Origin of the sequence: Paenibacillus amylolyticus (assembly GCF_050990605.1) — a bacterium.
GTDB classification, from domain to species: domain Bacteria; phylum Bacillota; class Bacilli; order Paenibacillales; family Paenibacillaceae; genus Paenibacillus; species Paenibacillus amylolyticus_H.
In genome coordinates this window covers 5,577,652-5,596,752 of the sequence record NZ_CP158832.1, presented here as the reverse complement: position 1 = coordinate 5,596,752, position 19,101 = coordinate 5,577,652, and the positions used below count along the sequence as shown (strand labels likewise).

The following is a 19,101-nucleotide window of genomic DNA, read 5'->3' as shown; positions in this document are numbered from 1 at the left end:
TCGATGTGAGAGAGAATACGAACAAGCAATATGGATTAACGCAAGCCCAGCGCCGGATATGGTTCATGGAAATTATGAATCCGGGCACATCCATCACGATGCTTTCCGCGACCTACCAGATTACGGGCGAGATCGACACAAAGCTGTTGGAGCAAGCGGCGGCAGAGATTGTCAAAACCTATGACGCTTTCCGAATTCGCATTGGCGGGGATTTGCAAAATCCAACGCAGTGGTTCGAAGAGCCGAAGAATGTTCAAGCCAGGATAAGCCACCTCGAAATAGGCACAACCGAACAATTCTATGCTTGGGTGAAAGAAGTAACCGAAAGACCGGCCAGTGTGTTTGACGAACACCTCTATCAATTTACGGTGATCCATTTTGCGAACGGCCAAGTATGGCTCAATTTGACGGTAAATCATATTATTGCCGACGGCTTATCCGTCAATGCTTTGCTGCATGCAGTAATGGAAAAATATTTGGAACTGCGTAAAGGCATCTCCAGCAGTTACCAGGCCCCTTCCTATCTGGATTATATTTCCGCAGAGTGTGAATATGAGCAATCGCAGCGTTATCAAAAAGGCAAGGAATACTGGCTGACGAAGTACAACACTTTGCCTGAAACGATCGGTATTAAATCCTATCCACCACTCTCGATCGGCAGCGAATCCAATAAACTGGCTATCACTTTGGATGGTTCCCGGTATGACCGCATTCTGGCTTTTAGCGAACAATATCAGGTCAGTTTATATACGTTATTTTTGTCCGCCATGTACGTCTTGTTGTACAAGTTGACGGACAGTACTGATGTGCCGGTCGGCACTGTTTTTGCCAATCGCACCAGCAAGAAGGAAAAAGAAACGATCGGTATGTTCGTCAGCACCGTGGCTACGCGAATTAGTCTGAATCCAGATGAGTCCGTTCTTTCCTTGATCCAAACGGTTTCCAAGGAAAATATGGCAGATCTGCGGCATCAGAAATATCCGTATAACCAATTGATTCAGGATTTACGCGAACAACACGGCCGCAACGATCTTTCGGAGCTGTTCCGCACGTCTCTGGAATATCTGCCTTTGAAAATCGTGGAGTACGAAGAAATCAAGGTACGTCTGGAGGCTCACTTTGCCAGGCACGAGATGGACGATCTACTGCTGCGCTTCGACCATATGCTGAATGAAGGCCATGTCATTCTCCATGCTTCCTATCGTACCGGCCTGTTCGAGATAGCCGAGATTGATCGTATTATGGAACAGTATGTAACCGTTTTGGACCAGTTTCTTAAGACTCCCGAACTGCGGGTACGCGAGATTTCTCTACTGAGCGATGAGGAGAGACACCGCATTCTGGGCGTGTTTAACCCACCGGTGGCAGCGCTGAGCGAGGGAATAGCGTTTCATCAATATGTCGAAAAGTTTGCCCGAGATATTCCGGATCACCCGGCAGTCGTTTACATGGACAAAAAGCTGACCTACGGCGAATTGAACAAACGCGCCGAGCGGCTGGCTGTGCTCCTTCGTGAACAAGGCGTGGGAAGGGAGACGATTACGGGGATCTGGGCGGAACGCTCGGTGGAACTGCTGGTCGGTGTGCTCGCAGTATGGAAAGCCGGCGGAGCTTATGTACCGCTGGACCCCGATTATCCGGCGGAGCGGATTGAGTACATGCTCAGCGATAGCGAAGCGTCGGTGTTGCTTACGCAGCGTCATTTGTTGGAGGGGGCCAGAGGTTGGTTGGCCGATGACCGGTTGAAGCTTCAAGCTGTCTATGCGCTGGACGATGAACAGATGTATAACGTGGATACCTCAGCCGTGGAATTTGAATCTGCGGACAGTGCTCCGCAAGACTTGGCTTATGTGATTTACACCTCGGGCACCACGGGACGCCCAAAAGGCGTTATGATCGAGCATGGCAGTCTCATGAATACGGCGGATGCGTACCGCCGCGAGTACAGGTTGGATCAGTTCCCTGTGCGGCTGCTGCAACTGGCGAGCTTTTCGTTTGACGTGTTCGTTGGAGACATCGCGCGAACGCTGTATAACGGAGGCACAATGGTAATTGTGCCAAAGGATGACCGGATTGATCCGAACCGCTTATACGGCTGGATTCGGGAGCAAAAGATTACGGTTTTCGAATCGACACCTGCGCTTATCCTGCCGTTCATGCAGCATATTTATGAAGAAGGGCTGGACGTAAGCTCCATGCAGTTGCTGATTACAAGCTCCGATGCTTGCAGTGTCACCGATTACCGATTGCTGCAGGAAAGATTCGGTGGACAATTTCGCATCATCAATAGTTATGGCGTTACCGAAGCGGCCATTGACAGCAGCTTTTACGATGAGCCGCTGGACAAGCTGCCATTGTCGGGTCATGTGCCGATCGGCAAAGCTTGGCTGAACGCCCGGTTTTACATTGTCGATGCCGCGTTAAAGCCGGTTCCTGTAGGGGTTCCGGGTGAGCTTGTCATCGGCGGCGCCGGGGTGGCGCGCGGGTATTGGAACCGTCCGGACCTAACCGCTGAGAAGTTTGCAGACAGTCCGTTTGTGCCTGGCGAACGTCTGTATCGGACAGGAGATTTGGCCCGCTGGCTGGAAGACGGCAACGTTGACTTCATCGGCCGGATCGACTATCAGGTGAAAATTCGCGGGTTCCGGATCGAACTCGGCGAAATCGAAACGGCCCTGTTGCGTTTCCCGGGTGTCAAGCAGGCTGTGGTGACCGACCGTACGGATGAGCAGGGGCAAAAGTATTTGTGCGGTTACGTGGCGGGGGATGCTTCCTTGCAGCTGAGCGATCTGTTATCCCAATTGAAGCAAGAGCTGCCTGCGCATATGGTTCCGGCCCGGCTGGTGTCTCTTGATCAGCTTCCGCTCACACCGAATGGCAAGATTGACCGTAAAGCGCTGCCTGAACCGAGCGGAGAGGTAGAAGTGGGCCGTGAGCATGTGTCTCCTCGTACAACGCTGGAAACAAGACTTGCTCTTATTTGGCAGCAGGTGCTGGGTATTGCGCGAGTTGGAGTCCATGACGATTTCTTTGACCTTGGTGGTCACTCCTTGCGGGCCTCCGCGCTTGTTTCCAAGATTCGAAAAGAGCTGCAAGTCGAGGTTCCACTGCGGGACGTTTTCCGCTACACCACGATCGAACAGCTGGCCCAAAGAATCGGCGGTTTAAAGCAGCAGGAAACGTATGAGATTACAAAGGCGGCAGAGACCGAGTATTATCCGGTTTCATCCGAGCAAAAGCGTCTGTACGTCCTGCGTCAGCTTGACGCAGCCGAGCGTAGCTACAATATGTCGGCGGCGCTTCTTCTCAAAGGCAAGCTGGACCGCACGCGCGTAGAGTACGCGTTCCGGGCGCTGATTCAGCGCCATGAGACGCTGCGTACCGGGATCGAGCAGGTTCAAGGCGAGCTTGTGCAGCGCATCTATGACGAGGTGGATTTTGCTGTAGACTATTTCCAGGCGAGCGAGCGAGAAGTGGACCAAGTGGTGGAAGCATACTATCACCCGTTTGATCTGACCAAGCCGCCACTTCTTCGCATCGGCCTGATCGAAGTCGCCGAGGATCGTCAAATTCTGCTGTTCGATATGCACCATATCGTCTCGGATGGCATCTCGACAGCGTTGCTTTTCGACGAGTTCAGCCGCCTGTATCGGGGCGAGGAGTTGGCTCCGTTACAAATTCAATACAAAGATTATGCCGTTTGGCAGCATTCCGAAGCCTACGGGCAGTTGATCCAGCCGCAGAAGGAGTACTGGCTGGAACAGCTGTCGGGCGAGCTGCCTGTATTGGAACTTCCAACGGACTTCCCGCGGCCTGCGGTGCAAAGTTTTGACGGCCGGACCTTGAAGTTTGATATTGGGAAAGAACGGACGGAGAAGCTGAAAGAACTGGCCGCACGGACAGGGACGACCCTGTACATGGTGCTGTTGTCTGCTTACTCGATCCTTATGCATAAATATTCGGGTCAGGAAGATCTGATCGTGGGAACGCCGATTGCCGGAAGAACGCAGGAAGAAGTGCAGCCGATCGTAGGTATGTTTATCAACACGCTTGCCATTCGCAGCCAGCCAGAGCGTTCCAAGCCGTACCTTAAGTATCTGGAAGAAATGAAGGAAATCACACTTGGGGCTTTTGAACACCAAAATTATTTGTTCGAAGACTTGGTGGAAAGTCTTCACATTCCGCGCGCGACCGGCCGAAATCCGCTCTTTGACACGTTCTTCTCCCTGCAAAATACGGAGAATGAGCAAATTGTCATCGAGGGGCTGGAGCAATCGTTTTATCCGTTGGAAAACCGAACGTCCAAGTTCGAGCTGCTTCTGGACATTTCGGAGCTGGATGGTCAGCTCGAATGCAGGTTGGAGTACGCTACGGCTTTGTATAAACAGGAGACTGCGGAGCGGTTCGCCAAACATTATGACAAGCTACTCGAAACTATCGTAACAGCGCCGGATGGGGATATTGCTTCGCTGGAAATGCTAACGGAGCAGGAAATGCGTGAACTGGTGCGCGGTTTCAATGATTCGGAGGCAGACTACCCGCGGCAGCAGACGATTCATGGCTTGTTCGAAGAGCAGGCGAAGCTTTACCCGAATAATGTGGCCGCCGTCATGAATGAGCGGCAGTTGACCTACCACGAACTGAACGAGCGATCCAACCGCCTTGCACGTAAGCTGCGAGAGACAGGAGTTGAAGCGGATCAGTTGGTAGCGATTCTGGCCGAACGTTCCCTCGATATGGTCGTCGGCATTCTGGCGATTCTCAAAGCCGGTGGAGCCTACGTGCCGGTCGATCCCGACTACCCGGAGGAACGCATCCGCTTCATGATTGAGGATTCGGGCGCATCGTTATTGCTGATTCAAAAGCATTTGCATGAGAAGACGGACTTTGCAGGAGCACGCCTCGAATTGGACGATTTCGTTTGGGTTGACAAAGGGACGGACTCCGCCGTTGCGCTGGAAGCTTTGAATCTAGAACCGATTTCCGGGCCGGGTAACTTGGCTTATGTCATCTACACATCGGGAACGACCGGCAAACCCAAAGGCACGTTGATCGAGCATAAAAATGTTGTGCGCCTTTTGTTCAACGACAAGAACCTGTTCGACTTTGGGCCGTCCGACACGTGGACGTTATTCCACTCGTTCTGCTTCGATTTCTCCGTCTGGGAGATGTACGGAGCACTTCTGAATGGAGGAAAGCTGGTTATCGTACCGCCACTTACGGCGAAAAATCCGGCCGAGTTCCTGGCACTGCTGAGCCGCGAACGGGTCACGATCTTGAACCAGACGCCAACATATTTCTACCAACTGCTGCGTGAGGTTTTAGTGGACCATCCGTACGATCTGCGGATTCGCAACGTCATCTTCGGCGGCGAAGCGCTCAGCCCGCTGTTGCTCAAGGGTTTTAAGACGAAGTACCCGGAGACAAAGCTGGTCAATATGTACGGTATTACCGAAACGACGGTTCACGTGACGTATAAGGAAATTACATGGATCGAGATGGAGGCGGCGAAAAGTAATATCGGCAAGCCGATCCCAACGCTGAGTGTGTACGTTCTGGATGAAAACCGTCGTCCTGTTCCAATCGGCGTAGCAGGCGAAATGTATGTAGCCGGTGATGGCCTGGCAAGAGGATACCTGAATCGACCGGATTTGACGGCGGAAAAATTCGTTGATTCGCCGTTTGCGGATGGAGTGAAACTGTACCGTTCGGGTGACTTGGCGGCCTGGCTGCCGGACGGCAACATTGAATACCTCGGCCGGATCGACCATCAGGTCAAAATCCGCGGGTACCGGATCGAGCTGGACGAAATTGAGACGCAGCTTCTGAACGTGGAGGGCGTGGAAGAAGCGGTGGTGCTCGCTCGTCAGGACAACGGGGGCGAAAAGGCGCTTGTTGCCTACTATGTGGCGGACCGGACGCTGACGGTTAGCGAAATGAGAACCTCGCTGGCCCAGGGAATGCCCGGATACATGATCCCGTCGTACTTCGTGCAGCTGGAACGCATGCCGCTGACGTCCAACGGCAAAGTGGACCGCAAAGCACTGCCAGAGCCGCAAGGCGGCTTGCAAACAGGCGTCGAATACGTAGCGCCGCGTAACCTTACGGAGTCCCTGCTTGTGAAAATCTGGGAGGAAGTGCTGGGTTACTCCGGCATTGGAGTCCTGGACAATTTCTTCGAGCTCGGAGGGCATTCCTTGCGGGCGACAAACCTTGTCAGCAAAATTCGGAAGGAAATGAACGTTGAACTTCCGCTGCGTGATGTGTTCCGTTATATGACGGTAGAATCGATGGCCGGGGCTATTACCAGCTTAGAAGAATCGCAGCACAGCTCGATTCCAAAAGTGGAAGAGAAAGCGTACTATCCGGTTTCCTCTGCACAAAAAAGGCTGTACGTCCTGCACCAGCTGGATAGCTTGGAGCTGAATTATAACCTCCCAAGCGCCTTGCAATTAGAAGGGGCTTTGAACGAGAACAAAGTGGAACAGGCACTGACTACTTTGATGGCCCGGCACGATATGCTGCGCACCGGTTATGAAATCGTGAATGGGGAGCCGGTTCAGCGTATTCATCCGCTCGTTGCTTTCAAGGTCGAGAAGCTTCAAGCAAGCGAAGATCAGGTTGCAGCCATTCTTGAAGGCTTCATTCAGCCTTTTGACTTGACCCAGCCGCCTTTGCTGCGCGCTCTGCTGATCGAACTGGAGAAAGAAAAATTCCTGCTCGCGCTGGATATGCATCACATTGCTTCCGACGGTCTTTCCATGGATGTACTGCTGCGCGAATTCGTGCGGCTTTACAATGGGGAAGAATTACCGGAACTGCGGATTCAATACAAGGATTACGCCGTTTGGCAGCAATCCGAGGAACAGCGTCAACGCATCAAACGACAGGAGGAATACTGGCGCGGGGTATTCAGCTCCGAGCTTCCGGTTCTTGAGCTGCCTCTTGACTTCTCACGTCCAGCCGTTCAGCAGTTTGAAGGTCAAACGCTCACGTTTACGCTAGATGCGGAGAAAGGCAAAGCTCTCAAACAGCTTGCCAGTGATTCGGGGGCGACGCTGTACATGCTTCTGCTGGCTGCGTACTCCGTAGTGCTTCATAAATACGCGGGACAGGAAGATATAGTAGTTGGCACTCCGATTGCCGCTCGTTCTCACGCCGACTTGCAACCGATTATCGGCATGTTTGTCAATACGCTGGCCCTTCGCTTGGGTCCGACGGCAGAGCGGACGTTCATGGAATACTTGCTTGAAGTGAAGGAAACGACGCTTGGAGCCTACGAGCACCAGGACTATCCGTTCGAGGAGTTGGTGGAAGCTCTTCAGGTGAGCCGGGATTTAAGCCGGAATCCGCTGTTTGACACCATGTTTTCTTTGCAAAAGCACGAAAGCCTGGATTTAACCCTGGAAGGCTTGCAGTGGTCGCTGTTTGACATCGAGGAAAAGACAGCAAAGTTTGATCTTAGCTTGGATATCGTGGAAGAGGGTAACGAGTTGATTTGCAAGATCGAGTACGCTACCTCGTTGTTTAGACAGGACACGATGGTACGGCTGGCGGGTCATTACGAGCAGCTTTTGGCGTCGATCCTGGCTCAGCCGGGTGCGCGGATTTCGGATTTGGATATGTTGACCGACAGCGAAAAAGATAATTTATTGGTCGGGTTTGACGTGTCGTCTTCGGCTGTTGCGAAGCAATCTGCCACAGAAGGTACAGGTCTGGAAGCGAATGAGTCGTGGAAAGGGAGAACATTCCACGAGCTGTTCGAGGAGCAGGCGGAGCGTACTCCAGGAGCGCTGGCGGTTGTCTACGAAGACAGCAAGCTGACGTATGCGGAGCTGAACGCCAAAGCGAATCGTTTGGCGTATGTACTGCGGGCACGCGGGGTGAAGCCGGAACAGGTGGTCGGCATTCTGGCCGGCCGTTCGGCCGAGCTGTTGATCGGGGTGCTCGCCGTATGGAAAGCTGGCGGCGCTTATGTACCGCTTGACCCGGATTATCCAGCGGAACGGATCGAATATATGCTCGCGGATAGCGGGGCGTCGGTGCTTCTTACGCAGACCTGCCTGTTGGAACAGGCGGAAACTTGGCGCAGCAACGGAGCTTTAACGCTGCAAACGGTGCTTGCACTTGATGACGCCACGACGTACAGCCTCAGCGCGGCAGAAACGGCTGTGGGCCTACAAGCTTTAGGCGAAGCGGGTGCGGAGGCGGAGGCTTTGGCGCAAGTGGCAACGGCTGCTGTCGAAACATCTGCCACGGCAGAAGCTGAGCAGAACGTACAAGTGGCGGATCTCGCATCAAATCCGGCAAATGTGAACAAGCCAGGCGATCTGGCTTACGTCATCTACACTTCCGGTACGACGGGCCGTCCGAAGGGCGTGGCAGTGGAACACCGCAGCTTAGTGAACACGGCGGCGGGCTATCGGCGGGACTACCACCTGGATCAGTTCCCGATCCGGCTGCTGCAACTTGCCAGTTTCTCGTTTGACGTATTCGTTGGTGACATTGCACGGACGCTGCATAACGGTGGAACTATGGTCATCGTGCCGAAGGAAGACCGGATTGATCCAACCCGCCTCTATGGCTGGATTCGCGACTACGCGGTGACGGTGTTCGAATCAACTCCGGCGCTGATCATGCCGTTCATGGAGCATGTGTATGCCGAGGGTCTGGACCTCAGCTCGATGCAGCTGCTGATCACAAGTTCGGATGCTTGCAACGTAGCGGATTACCGCACCTTGCAGGAGCGCTTTGGCTCGCAGTTCCGTATTATTAACAGCTACGGTGTAACGGAAGCGGCGATTGACTCCAGCTTCTATGAGGAGCCGCTGGAGAAGCTGCCGAACACGGGCAGCGTGCCGATCGGGAAAGCGTGGCTGAACGCCAAGTTTTACATCGTGGATGCAAATCTGAAGCCGGTGCCGATCGGGGTGCTCGGCGAGCTGGTTATCGGAGGAGCGGGTGTGGCCCGCGGTTACTTGAACCGCCCGGATTTGACGGCGGAGAAATTCGTAGATAGCCCGTTCACCGCTGGGGAGCGGTTGTACCGGACGGGTGATCTGGCACGCTGGATGCCTGACGGCAACGTAGATTTCATCGGCCGAATCGATAATCAGGTGAAGATTCGCGGTTATCGGATCGAGCTTGGTGAGATTGAAGCGGCTATGAAAAATGTTGCCGAGGTGCGTCAAGCACTTGTCATCGACCGGACGGACGAGCGGGGGCAGAAATATTTGTGCGGGTATGTCGTAGTGGATTCCAGCTTCGACCTGAAAGGGCTTGTGGCCCATCTGGACGCCGTACTGCCTACTCATATGGTGCCTTCGCGCATCATGCGCTTGGATCAACTGCCGCTCACACCTAACGGCAAGATCGACCGTAAAGCGTTGCCTTTGCCGGAAGGAAGCATTCGTGCCGAGGCTGCATACACGGCGCCGCGTACACCTGCCGAGCAAGCACTCGCCTTGGTCTGGCAGTCAGTGTTAGGCGTGGATCAGGTTGGCACCATGGATAATTTCTTTGCGCTTGGTGGGGATTCAATTAAAGCTTTACAGGTATCTTCTCGTCTTTTGCAAACGGGGTACAAGCTGGTTATGAAAGATTTGTTCCATTACCCGACGATTGCCGCCCTTAGTTTGCGGTTGCAAACAGCGGAGAGAACGGCAAGCCAATCCGAAGTGACGGGAGAGGTTATCCTGACCCCGATTCAGCGCTGGTTCTTTGAACAAAATCCGGCCGACGTTCATCACAGCAATCAGGCGATCATGCAGTTCTCCAAGAAAAGGTTTGATGAAAAAGCTTTACGCCAAGCGGTGCGTCAGCTTATCGTGCATCATGATGCTCTTCGAACGGTTTATCGCCAAACGGAGAACGGTTATACTGCCTTGAACCGCAGCGCCGGGGAGAACGAGGTGCTGTTCGATCTGGAAGTTGTCGATTTCAAGGGAGCCCGCGACGTGAAAGAAGCGGTAGAGGCTAAGGCAAATGACATTCAAGCGAGCATCGATCTGGAAAACGGTCCGCTGGTGAAGCTCGGCTTGTTCCGCTGCGAAGACGGCGACCATCTGCTCATCGCAATCCATCACTTGGTCGTAGACGGCGTATCCTGGCGGATTCTGCTTGAGGATTTTGCTGCCGGCTATGAGCAGGCGCTGCAAGGGCAGCCGATCCGTCTGCCGCTCAAAACGGATTCATTCCAAACGTGGGTGAAACAGCTCGCTGATTATGCGAACGGGCCGGCGATGGAAAGTGAGAGAGTGTACTGGCAACATATCGAGCAATTGACCTATGAGCCGCTTCGGAAAGATTTTGAACAAGGTAGATCCAAGCTGAAGGACAGCGGGCTCGTGACCGTTCGATGGACGGCTGACGAAACTGAACAGCTGCTGAAGCAGGCTCACCGTGCTTACCATACGGAAATGAACGATTTGCTGCTTGCCGCGCTGGGCCTTGCGGTACAAGCTTGGAGCGGTCAGGAACGCGTACTGGTGAACCTCGAAGGGCATGGCCGGGAAGAACTTTTGCCGGATATGGACATTACACGCACGGTAGGCTGGTTTACAAGCCAATTTCCTGTCGTTCTGGAGTCGGGTCACGCTCAGTCACTCGGTCATCAGGTGAAACAGGTGAAAGAAAACTTGCGCCGCACTCCGAACAAAGGAATCGGCTACGGCATCCTGCGTTATTTGTCGGCGCCGCGTGACGGCGAGTGCTTCACTCTGGAGCCGGAGATCAGCTTTAACTATTTGGGTCAGTTCGACCAGGATTACGAAAGCAGCGGCTCGCAGCCTTCTCCGTTCAGCCCGGGCTCCGATTCAAGCCCGAATGCATTGATGGATTTTGTCCTCGATATCAACGGTATGGTGTCAGAAGGAGCGCTGGAACTCACGATCCGTTACGGGGAAACTCAGTATAAACGGGAAACGGTAGAGCGTCTGGGAACCCTGCTTCAATCGAGCTTGCGTGAAGTCATCAGCCATTGCATATCGAAAGAGCGGCCGGAGCTTACGCCTAGCGACGTACTGCTTCAAGATGTGACGGTGGAGGAACTGGAACGGCTGTCCGAACATACGGCGGCACTCGGCGAACTGGAGAATGTATACACCCTGACTCCACTGCAAAAAGGGATGTTGTTCCACAGCCTGCTGGATGCCGATTCGGAAGCTTACTTCGAACAGGTGACCTTCGATCTGTACGGAAGCCTGAATGTGGAAGCCTTCACCCGAGGATTGGATACGCTGGTGCAGCGGAATGAGGCGCTGCGGACCAACTTTATTACCGGCTGGAGAGACGAGCCGATTCAAGTGGTATTCCGCGAGCGGAAGTGTGAAGTCTACTTTGAAGATATTCGCTCTGCAAGAGATGAACACCCGGAGAAGACGATAGCCGATTTTGTCAGCGCGGATAAAGCGAACAAGTTCGATTTGGCCCAGGACGCTCTTATGCGTGTGACCGTTTTGCGCACAGGCGATGAGTCCTACCATGTGATCTGGAGTCACCATCACATTTTGATGGATGGCTGGTGTATGTCCTTCATGATCAAGGAAGTGTTCGACACTTACTTTGCGTTTCAGGAGAAGCTAATGCTAGAGCTTCCTCCGGTTACCTCGTACTCCAGATATATCGAATGGCTGGAAGCTCAAGATGTAACGAAAGCTTCGGATTACTGGTCTGAGTATTTGGCGGGTTACGATCAGCAGACTAAGCTGCCGCAGGAGAGAACGCAGCTGAAACAGCATGCTTTTGAAATGGCTGAAATCGATGTGGAACTCAGCAAAGGACTGACTCGGCAAATTGAGCATGTGGCGCGCCAGCAGCAGGTGACACTCAATACGTTTATGCAGACTGTATGGGGACTGGTCCTGCAGATATACAACAACAGCGAGGATGTCGTATTCGGCTCCGTTGTATCCGGGCGTCCGGCTGAAATTCCGGGCATCGAAAGCATGATTGGCCTGTTTATTAATACGATCCCTGTCCGTATTCAAGGTAAAGCCGAGGAGACGGTAGCCGATATCTTGAGAAAAACCCAGGATCAAGCGCTGGCATCCGGAGCATATGAAACGTTCCCACTGTTCGAAATTCAGTCGCTGAGCGAGCAAAAGAGCGACTTGATCAACCATATCATGGTCTTTGAAAATTATCCGATGGAAGAACAGATTGAGCAGGTTGTCGGCGGAGGACAAGAAGCGCTGAAAATCGCCAATATCCAATCGCCGGAACAAACGAACTACGACCTGGACATTACCGTCATTCCGGAAGAGCATATTTTGCTGCGGTTTACGTACAATGCACTGACATTCAGAGAGCAAGACATCAGGCAGATCCACGGTCATTTTGCCCGTGCATTGGAGCAGGTTGCGGTTAATCCGAATATTCGTGTACATGAGTTGGAGCTTTTGACTGCGGTGGAAAAAGAAGAAATTGTCGGCGCGTTTAATCCGGTGCAGCCGGAAGTGGCTCCTGTGGCCGCCTTCCATCGCCTGTTCGAGCAACAGGTGGACCGCACACCGGCTGCGGAAGCCGTCGTGTACGAGAACGATCGGCTGACGTATGCGGAGCTGAACGAGCGGGCGAATCGCTTGGCAGCAACGCTGCGTGCAAGCGGCATCGGCCGGGAGACAATCGTTGGCATTCTCGCCGAGCGTTCGGTCGATTTGCTAGTGGCCGTAATGGCCGTCTGGAAAGCAGGAGGGGCGTATGTACCACTTGACCCGGATTATCCGGCGGACCGTGTGCGGTTTATGCTGGAAGACAGCGGAGCGAAGGTGCTGCTGACACAAAACCGGCTGCAAGAGCGTGCTGAAGCCTGGCTCGGCGAAGAGGAACTGGCACTGGCGACGGTGCTGTATCTCGATGACGAAACGTCATACAGCGAAGACCGGGAGAATGCACCGATGAGCTCCAGCATGATTGCTGGTACAGTCTCGGGCAAACTGACGGGTGCTGTGAACGATGGCGATGCGAGTTATCCAGATGTTGTTGATGTTACTGACGTGGACAGCTTCCATGAAGCCCGTTCTGAGGATTTGGCGTATGTGATCTACACGTCGGGGACGACAGGCAAGCCGAAGGGTGTAATGATCGAGCACCGCAGCCTGGTGAACACGGCAGCGGGCTACCGGCGGGAATACCGATTGGATCAGTTCCCGGTGCGGCTGCTGCAGCTCGCCAGCTTCTCGTTTGACGTATTTGTGGGCGACATTGCGCGGACGCTGTACAACGGAGGCAGCATGGTCATTGTACCGAAGGACGACCGGATCGATCCGTCTCGTCTGCACTACTGGATAGAGCGGGAGCAAGTGACGATTTTTGAATCAACACCAGCACTGATCGTACCTTTTATGGAATACGTGCATGAGCAGGGGCTGGAGTTGAGCGGGATGGAGCTGTTGATCACAAGCTCGGACAGCTGCAGTGTGGCAGATTATCGTACCTTGCAGGAGCGGTTTGGCCCGTCGTTCCGCATCATTAACGCCTATGGTGTGACGGAAGCGGCAATTGACACCAGTTTCTATGATGAGGAACTGGCGAATTTGCCGCAGACAGGCCATGTGCCGATTGGCAAAGCCTGGCTGAATGCGAAGTTTTACATCGTGGATGCTCATCTGAATCCGGTTCCAGTTGGCGTGCTGGGCGAATTGGTTATCGGCGGAGTCGGTGTGGCGCGTGGATACTTGAACCGTCCAGAGCTGACGGAAGAGAAGTTTGTAGATAGTCCGTTCGCCGCGGGTGAGCGACTGTATCGCACAGGAGATTTGGCGCGGTGGATGGAGGACGGCAACGTGGACTTCATCGGCCGGATTGATAACCAAGCGAAAATCCGGGGGTACCGGATCGAGACGGGCGAAGTCGAAGCGAAGCTGCTGAGTGTAGGTGGCGTGAAGGAAGCGGTCGTTGTTGTCAGGGAAGATCAAGAAGGGCAGAAAGCGTTGTGTGCTTATTATACAGTGGATGAAGGCTTGACGGCGGCAGATTTGAAACGGGCGATCTCAAGCGAGCTACCGGGATACATGATTCCGTCGTATTTCGTCGAACTGGAGCAATTGCCTCTAACGCCAAATGGGAAAATGGATCGGAAGGCGCTGCCAGCACCGGAAGGAGGAGCAGGCGGAGGCCGTGAATACGTGGCGCCGCGCACCGAACTGGAGGCGAAACTAGCCAGCATTTGGCAGGAAGTGCTTGTTCGGGAGAAGGCGGTAGGCGTAACGGAAAACTTCTTCGATCTCGGAGGACACTCCCTGCGGGCGACAACACTTGTCAGCAAAATGCATAAGGAGCTGGGCGCTCAATTCCCGCTTCGCGACGTATTTCGTTACTCGACGGTTGAGGAAATGGCCTCGGCTATGGAGCGGTTGGAGTTCGGCTCGTTTACGGCTATTCCGGCTGCGGAACCTAGCGAGTATTATCCGCTCTCTTCTGCTCAGAAACGTCTCTATATCTTGAACCAGCTGGAAGGAGGAGAGCTCAGCTACAACATACCGGGAGCTATGCTGCTCGAAGGGCAGCTCGACCGACAACGGTTTGAAGAAGCGTTCCGTGGGCTTGTAGCTCGTCATGAAACGCTGCGTACCGGCTTTGAGATGGTTGAAGGCGAAGCGGTTCAGCGGATTTACGAAGAAGTTGTCTTCCAGGTGGAATATGTGCAGATCAGCGGGGAACATGCAGAAGAAACGGTGCGCCAATTCGTTCGTGGGTTTAATCTGGCGAAGCCGCCACTTCTGCGGGTGGGCATTGCCGAACTTGCGCCGGACCGGCACATTCTGATGTTCGATACACATCATATCGTATCTGACGGCGTATCGATGGACGTACTGATCGAAGAGTTCGTGCACTTGTACAGCGGAGAGCCGCTCAAGCCACTCCGCATTCAGTACAAAGATTATGCAGTATGGCAGCAATCGGACAACCAGAAAGCTCAGCTTGCCAAGCAGGAAGTCTACTGGCTAGACATGTTCCGCGGAGAACTGCCAGTTCTGGAAATGCCGATGGACTATCCGCGCCCTGCTATGCAGAGCTACGAGGGCCGCACGCTGCAATTGTTTATGAATATTGAGAAAAGCGAAGGTCTGAAACGGCTTGCAGTTGAGAACGGCGCAACGCTGTACATGGTTCTGCTTGCGGCGTATAACGTGCTTCTGCATAAATATTCAGGTCAGGAAGACGTGGTGGTAGGTACGCCGATTGCGGGCAGAAATCACAGCGATGTTCAACCGCTGATCGGGATGTTCGTTAATACCCTGGCTATCCGCAGTTATCCGGCTGCCGGGAAGACGTTCCTTGACTACTTGAAGGAAATCAAGGAGACAACGCTGGGTGCTTTTGAACATCAGAATTATCCGTTTGAGGAACTGGTGGATAAGGTAAACGTGGCTCGTGATTTAAGCCGAAATCCGCTGTTTGATACGATGTTTGCTTTGCAGAATACAGAAAATGTGGAAATCCAGCTTCCGGGACTTCATTTGTCGACGTATGCCAGCGAAGAAATTGTTTCTAAATTCGATCTCAGCCTGGACGTCACGGAGATTGAGGACGGCTTGGAATATCTGTTTGAATACGCCACGGCTCTATATAAAACCGAAACGGTGGAGAAGTTGGCTGCCCACTACTTGCAGTTGCTTGAATCCATTCTCTGCAACCCGTCAGCGACGATTGCCGAGCTAGATATTTTGACGGCGGCGGAAAAAGAAGAAATTGTCGGCGCGTTTAACCCGGCGCAGCCGGAAGTGGCTCCTGGGGCAGCGTTCCATCGACTGTTCGAGGAACAGGCGGAACACACGCCGGAAGCGGAAGCCGTCGTATACGAGAACGATCGGCTGACGTATGCGGAGCTGAACGAGAGGGCGAACCGCCTGTCGACAACGCTGCGTGCAAGCGGCATCGGCCGGGATGAGATTGTGGGCATTCTCGCCGAGCGTTCGGTCGATTTGCTGGTGGCCGTGCTGGCCGTCTGGAAAGCGGGCGGGGCGTATGTACCGCTCGACCCGGATTATCCGGCGGACCGCGTGCGGTTTATGCTCGAAGACAGCGGAGCGAAGGTGCTGCTGACGCAAACGCCGCTGCGAGAGCGTGCAGAAGCCTGGCTCGGTGAAGAGGAACTGGCACTGGCGACGGTGCTGTACCTCGACGATGAAGCGTCGTACAACGAGGAACGAAGCAATGCGCCAATGGGCTTCGGCCAAGGCTCCAGCAGTGCTCCCGATCCAGTCAACGGCAAGCTAACAGGGGCTGTGAACAGTGGTGGCGAGAGTCATCCAAATGATGTTGATGGTGTTGGTATGGACAGCTTCCATGAAGCCCGCCCAGAGGATTTGGCGTATGTGATCTACACGTCGGGAACGACGGGCAAGCCCAAGGGTGTGATGATTGAGCACCGCAGCCTGGTGAACACGGCAGCGGGTTACCGACGGGAATATCGGTTGGATCAGTTTCCGGTAAGGCTGTTGCAGCTCGCAAGCTTTTCGTTCGACGTGTTCGTGGGCGATATCGCGCGGACGTTGTACAACGGCGGTACCATGGTCATTGTACCGAAGGACGACCGGATCGATCCGTCTCGTCTTCACTACTGGATAGAGCGGGAGCGGGTCACCATATTTGAATCAACGCCGGCGCTGATCGTGCCGTTTATGGAATACGTGCATGAGCAAGGGCTGGAGTTGAGCGGGATGGAGCTGCTCATCACAAGCTCGGACAGTTGCAGCGTGGCAGATTACCGGACCTTGCAGGAACGGTTCGGCCCGTCGTTCCGCATTATTAACGCCTACGGCGTGACGGAAGCGGCAATTGACTCCAGTTTCTATGACGAGGAGTTGTCGAGACTTCCGCAGACAGGGCATGTGCCGATTGGCAAAGCGTGGTTAAATGCGAAGTTTTACATCGTGGATGCACATCTAAATCCGGTTCCAGTCGGTGTGCTGGGCGAACTGGTCATCGGCGGCGCTGGCGTAGCACGTGGGTACTTGAACCGTCCAGAGCTAACGGAAGAGAAGTTTGTAGACAGTCCGTTCACCGCAGGTGAGCGGTTGTATCGCACGGGAGACTTGGCACGGTGGATGGAGGACGGCAACGTGGACTTCATCGGCCGGATCGACAACCAGGCGAAAATTCGGGGGTACCGGATCGAAACGGGTGAGATTGAGTCGCAGCTGCTGCGGGTGGTAGGTATACGCGAAGCGGTCGTGCTGGTTCGAAGTGATGCGAACGGGCAAAAGGCGCTGTGCGCGTACTACACAACGGAAAGCGAACTGACGGCGGCCGACCTGAAACGAGCGATCTCCAGCGAACTGCCGGGTTACATGATCCCATCGTACTTTGTGGAGCTGGAGCATTTACCTCTGACACCAAACGGGAAAATCGACCGGAAAGCACTGCCGGCGCCGGAAGAGGGAGCAAGTGCAGGGCGCGAATACGTGGCACCGCGCACCGATCTGGAGGCGAAACTGGTCTCCATCTGGCAGGACGTGCTCGGGTCAGTTACGATTGGTGTGACGGACAACTTCTTCGACCTCGGCGGTCACTCGCTGCGGGCGACGACGCTGGTCAGCAAGGTGCACAAGGAGCTGCGCGTGGACCTGCCACTGCGCGATGTATTCCGGTACTCGACTATTGAAGCGATGGCTGAAGTGATTAGCCGATTGGAGCAGCAGGAATTCCTCTCCATTCCGGTTCTGGATAAAAGGGAGTATTATCCGCTTTCCTCCGTGCAAAAACGGCTGTACATCCAGCAGCAGATGGAAGGCGCCGAGCTTAGCTACAACATGTCCGGCATGACGGTTCTCGTCGGGCGCTTGGAGCGAAATCAATTCGAGGCGGCGCTCCAAGGATTAATCGCACGTCACGAAGTTTTGCGAACTGGCTTCGAAATGGTCGACGGCGAACCGGTACAACGGATTTATTCGGACTTGGAGTTTGCCGTAGAGTATACACAAGCGACGGAAAGTGACACAAAACGCATTGCGGATGTCTTTGTACGTGTCTTTGATTTGGAGCGGCCACCGCTGCTGCGTGTGGGCTTGGTTGAATGGGAAGCGGAACGTCATCTGCTTATGCTTGACATTCATCATATCGTCACGGATGGCATGTCAATGGGTATCTTTGTCGAAGAGTTGCTGCGCCTGTATAACGGTGAGAAGCTGGAACCGCTTCGGATTCAATACAAGGAATACGCCGCTTGGCAGCAGTCCGAACCTGTAAAAGAACGGCTGAAACGCCAGGAAGCCTACTGGCTGGACATGCTGGAAGGTGAACTGCCGACGCTTGAGCTGCCTACGGACTTTGTCAGACCTGCCGCTCGCAGCTTTGAGGGAGATGTGCTGCCTTTCAGTATCGACAAACAGATGACCGACAGTTTGCAGCGCATTGCCGATGAGAACGGTGCTACTCTTTATATGGTGTTATCGGCGGCCTATTCAATCCTGCTCAGCAAGTACTCGGGACAAGAAGACTTCATTGTAGGCACGCCGGTTTCGGGCCGTACCCATGCCGACCTGGAGCCGCTCATCGGAATGTTTGTCAATACGTTGGCGATTCGCCATTATCCATCCGGGGAGAAGACGTTCCTTGCTTACTTGAACGAAGTCAAAGAAACGATGCTGGGGGCATACGACCACCAGGATTATCCGTTCGAAGAGCTTGTTAAAAAGCTGCAGGTGCCGCGAGATCAAAGCCGCAATCCTGTATTCGATGTCATGTTTGCACTGGAAACAAAGGAAGATAACGTTCAAAGCTTTGGGGATATCCAGATCGAATCTTATCCGGAAACGCATACGGTTTCCCAATTTGACCTTACCTTGGTCATTTCGTTACTGGATGAGGGAATGAACGGACAGTTTGAATATGCGACGAAGTTGTTTACGCGCAATCTGATCGACAATTTCGCTCAGGACCTGCTTGTGATCATCAAGCAAATTGGCGAACAGCCTTCGGTGCTGCTCAAAGATATTTCCCTGAACGGGCAATCCGAACAGGAGCAAGATGAGCTAGAGGCTATTGATATTATTTTCTAATCCTTTACCCGGCTTGGGTGTATGCCGTATTATTTTTGGTCCATTTGAGTATACGGTTAGTATGAAATGAATTGAATTGAATAAAGTCTAGTCATGG

1 protein-coding gene is annotated in these 19,101 nt (G+C 53.7%); it reads left to right on the top strand.

Annotated features, from left to right (window positions below; translation table 11 throughout):
* Positions 1-5 precede the first annotated feature (5 nt).
* Positions 6-19,004, top strand: coding sequence for a non-ribosomal peptide synthase/polyketide synthase (locus ABTV53_RS24625; RefSeq protein WP_433747538.1), 18,999 nt, complete (start codon positions 6-8; stop codon positions 19,002-19,004).
* Positions 19,005-19,101: the final 97 nt, after the last annotated feature.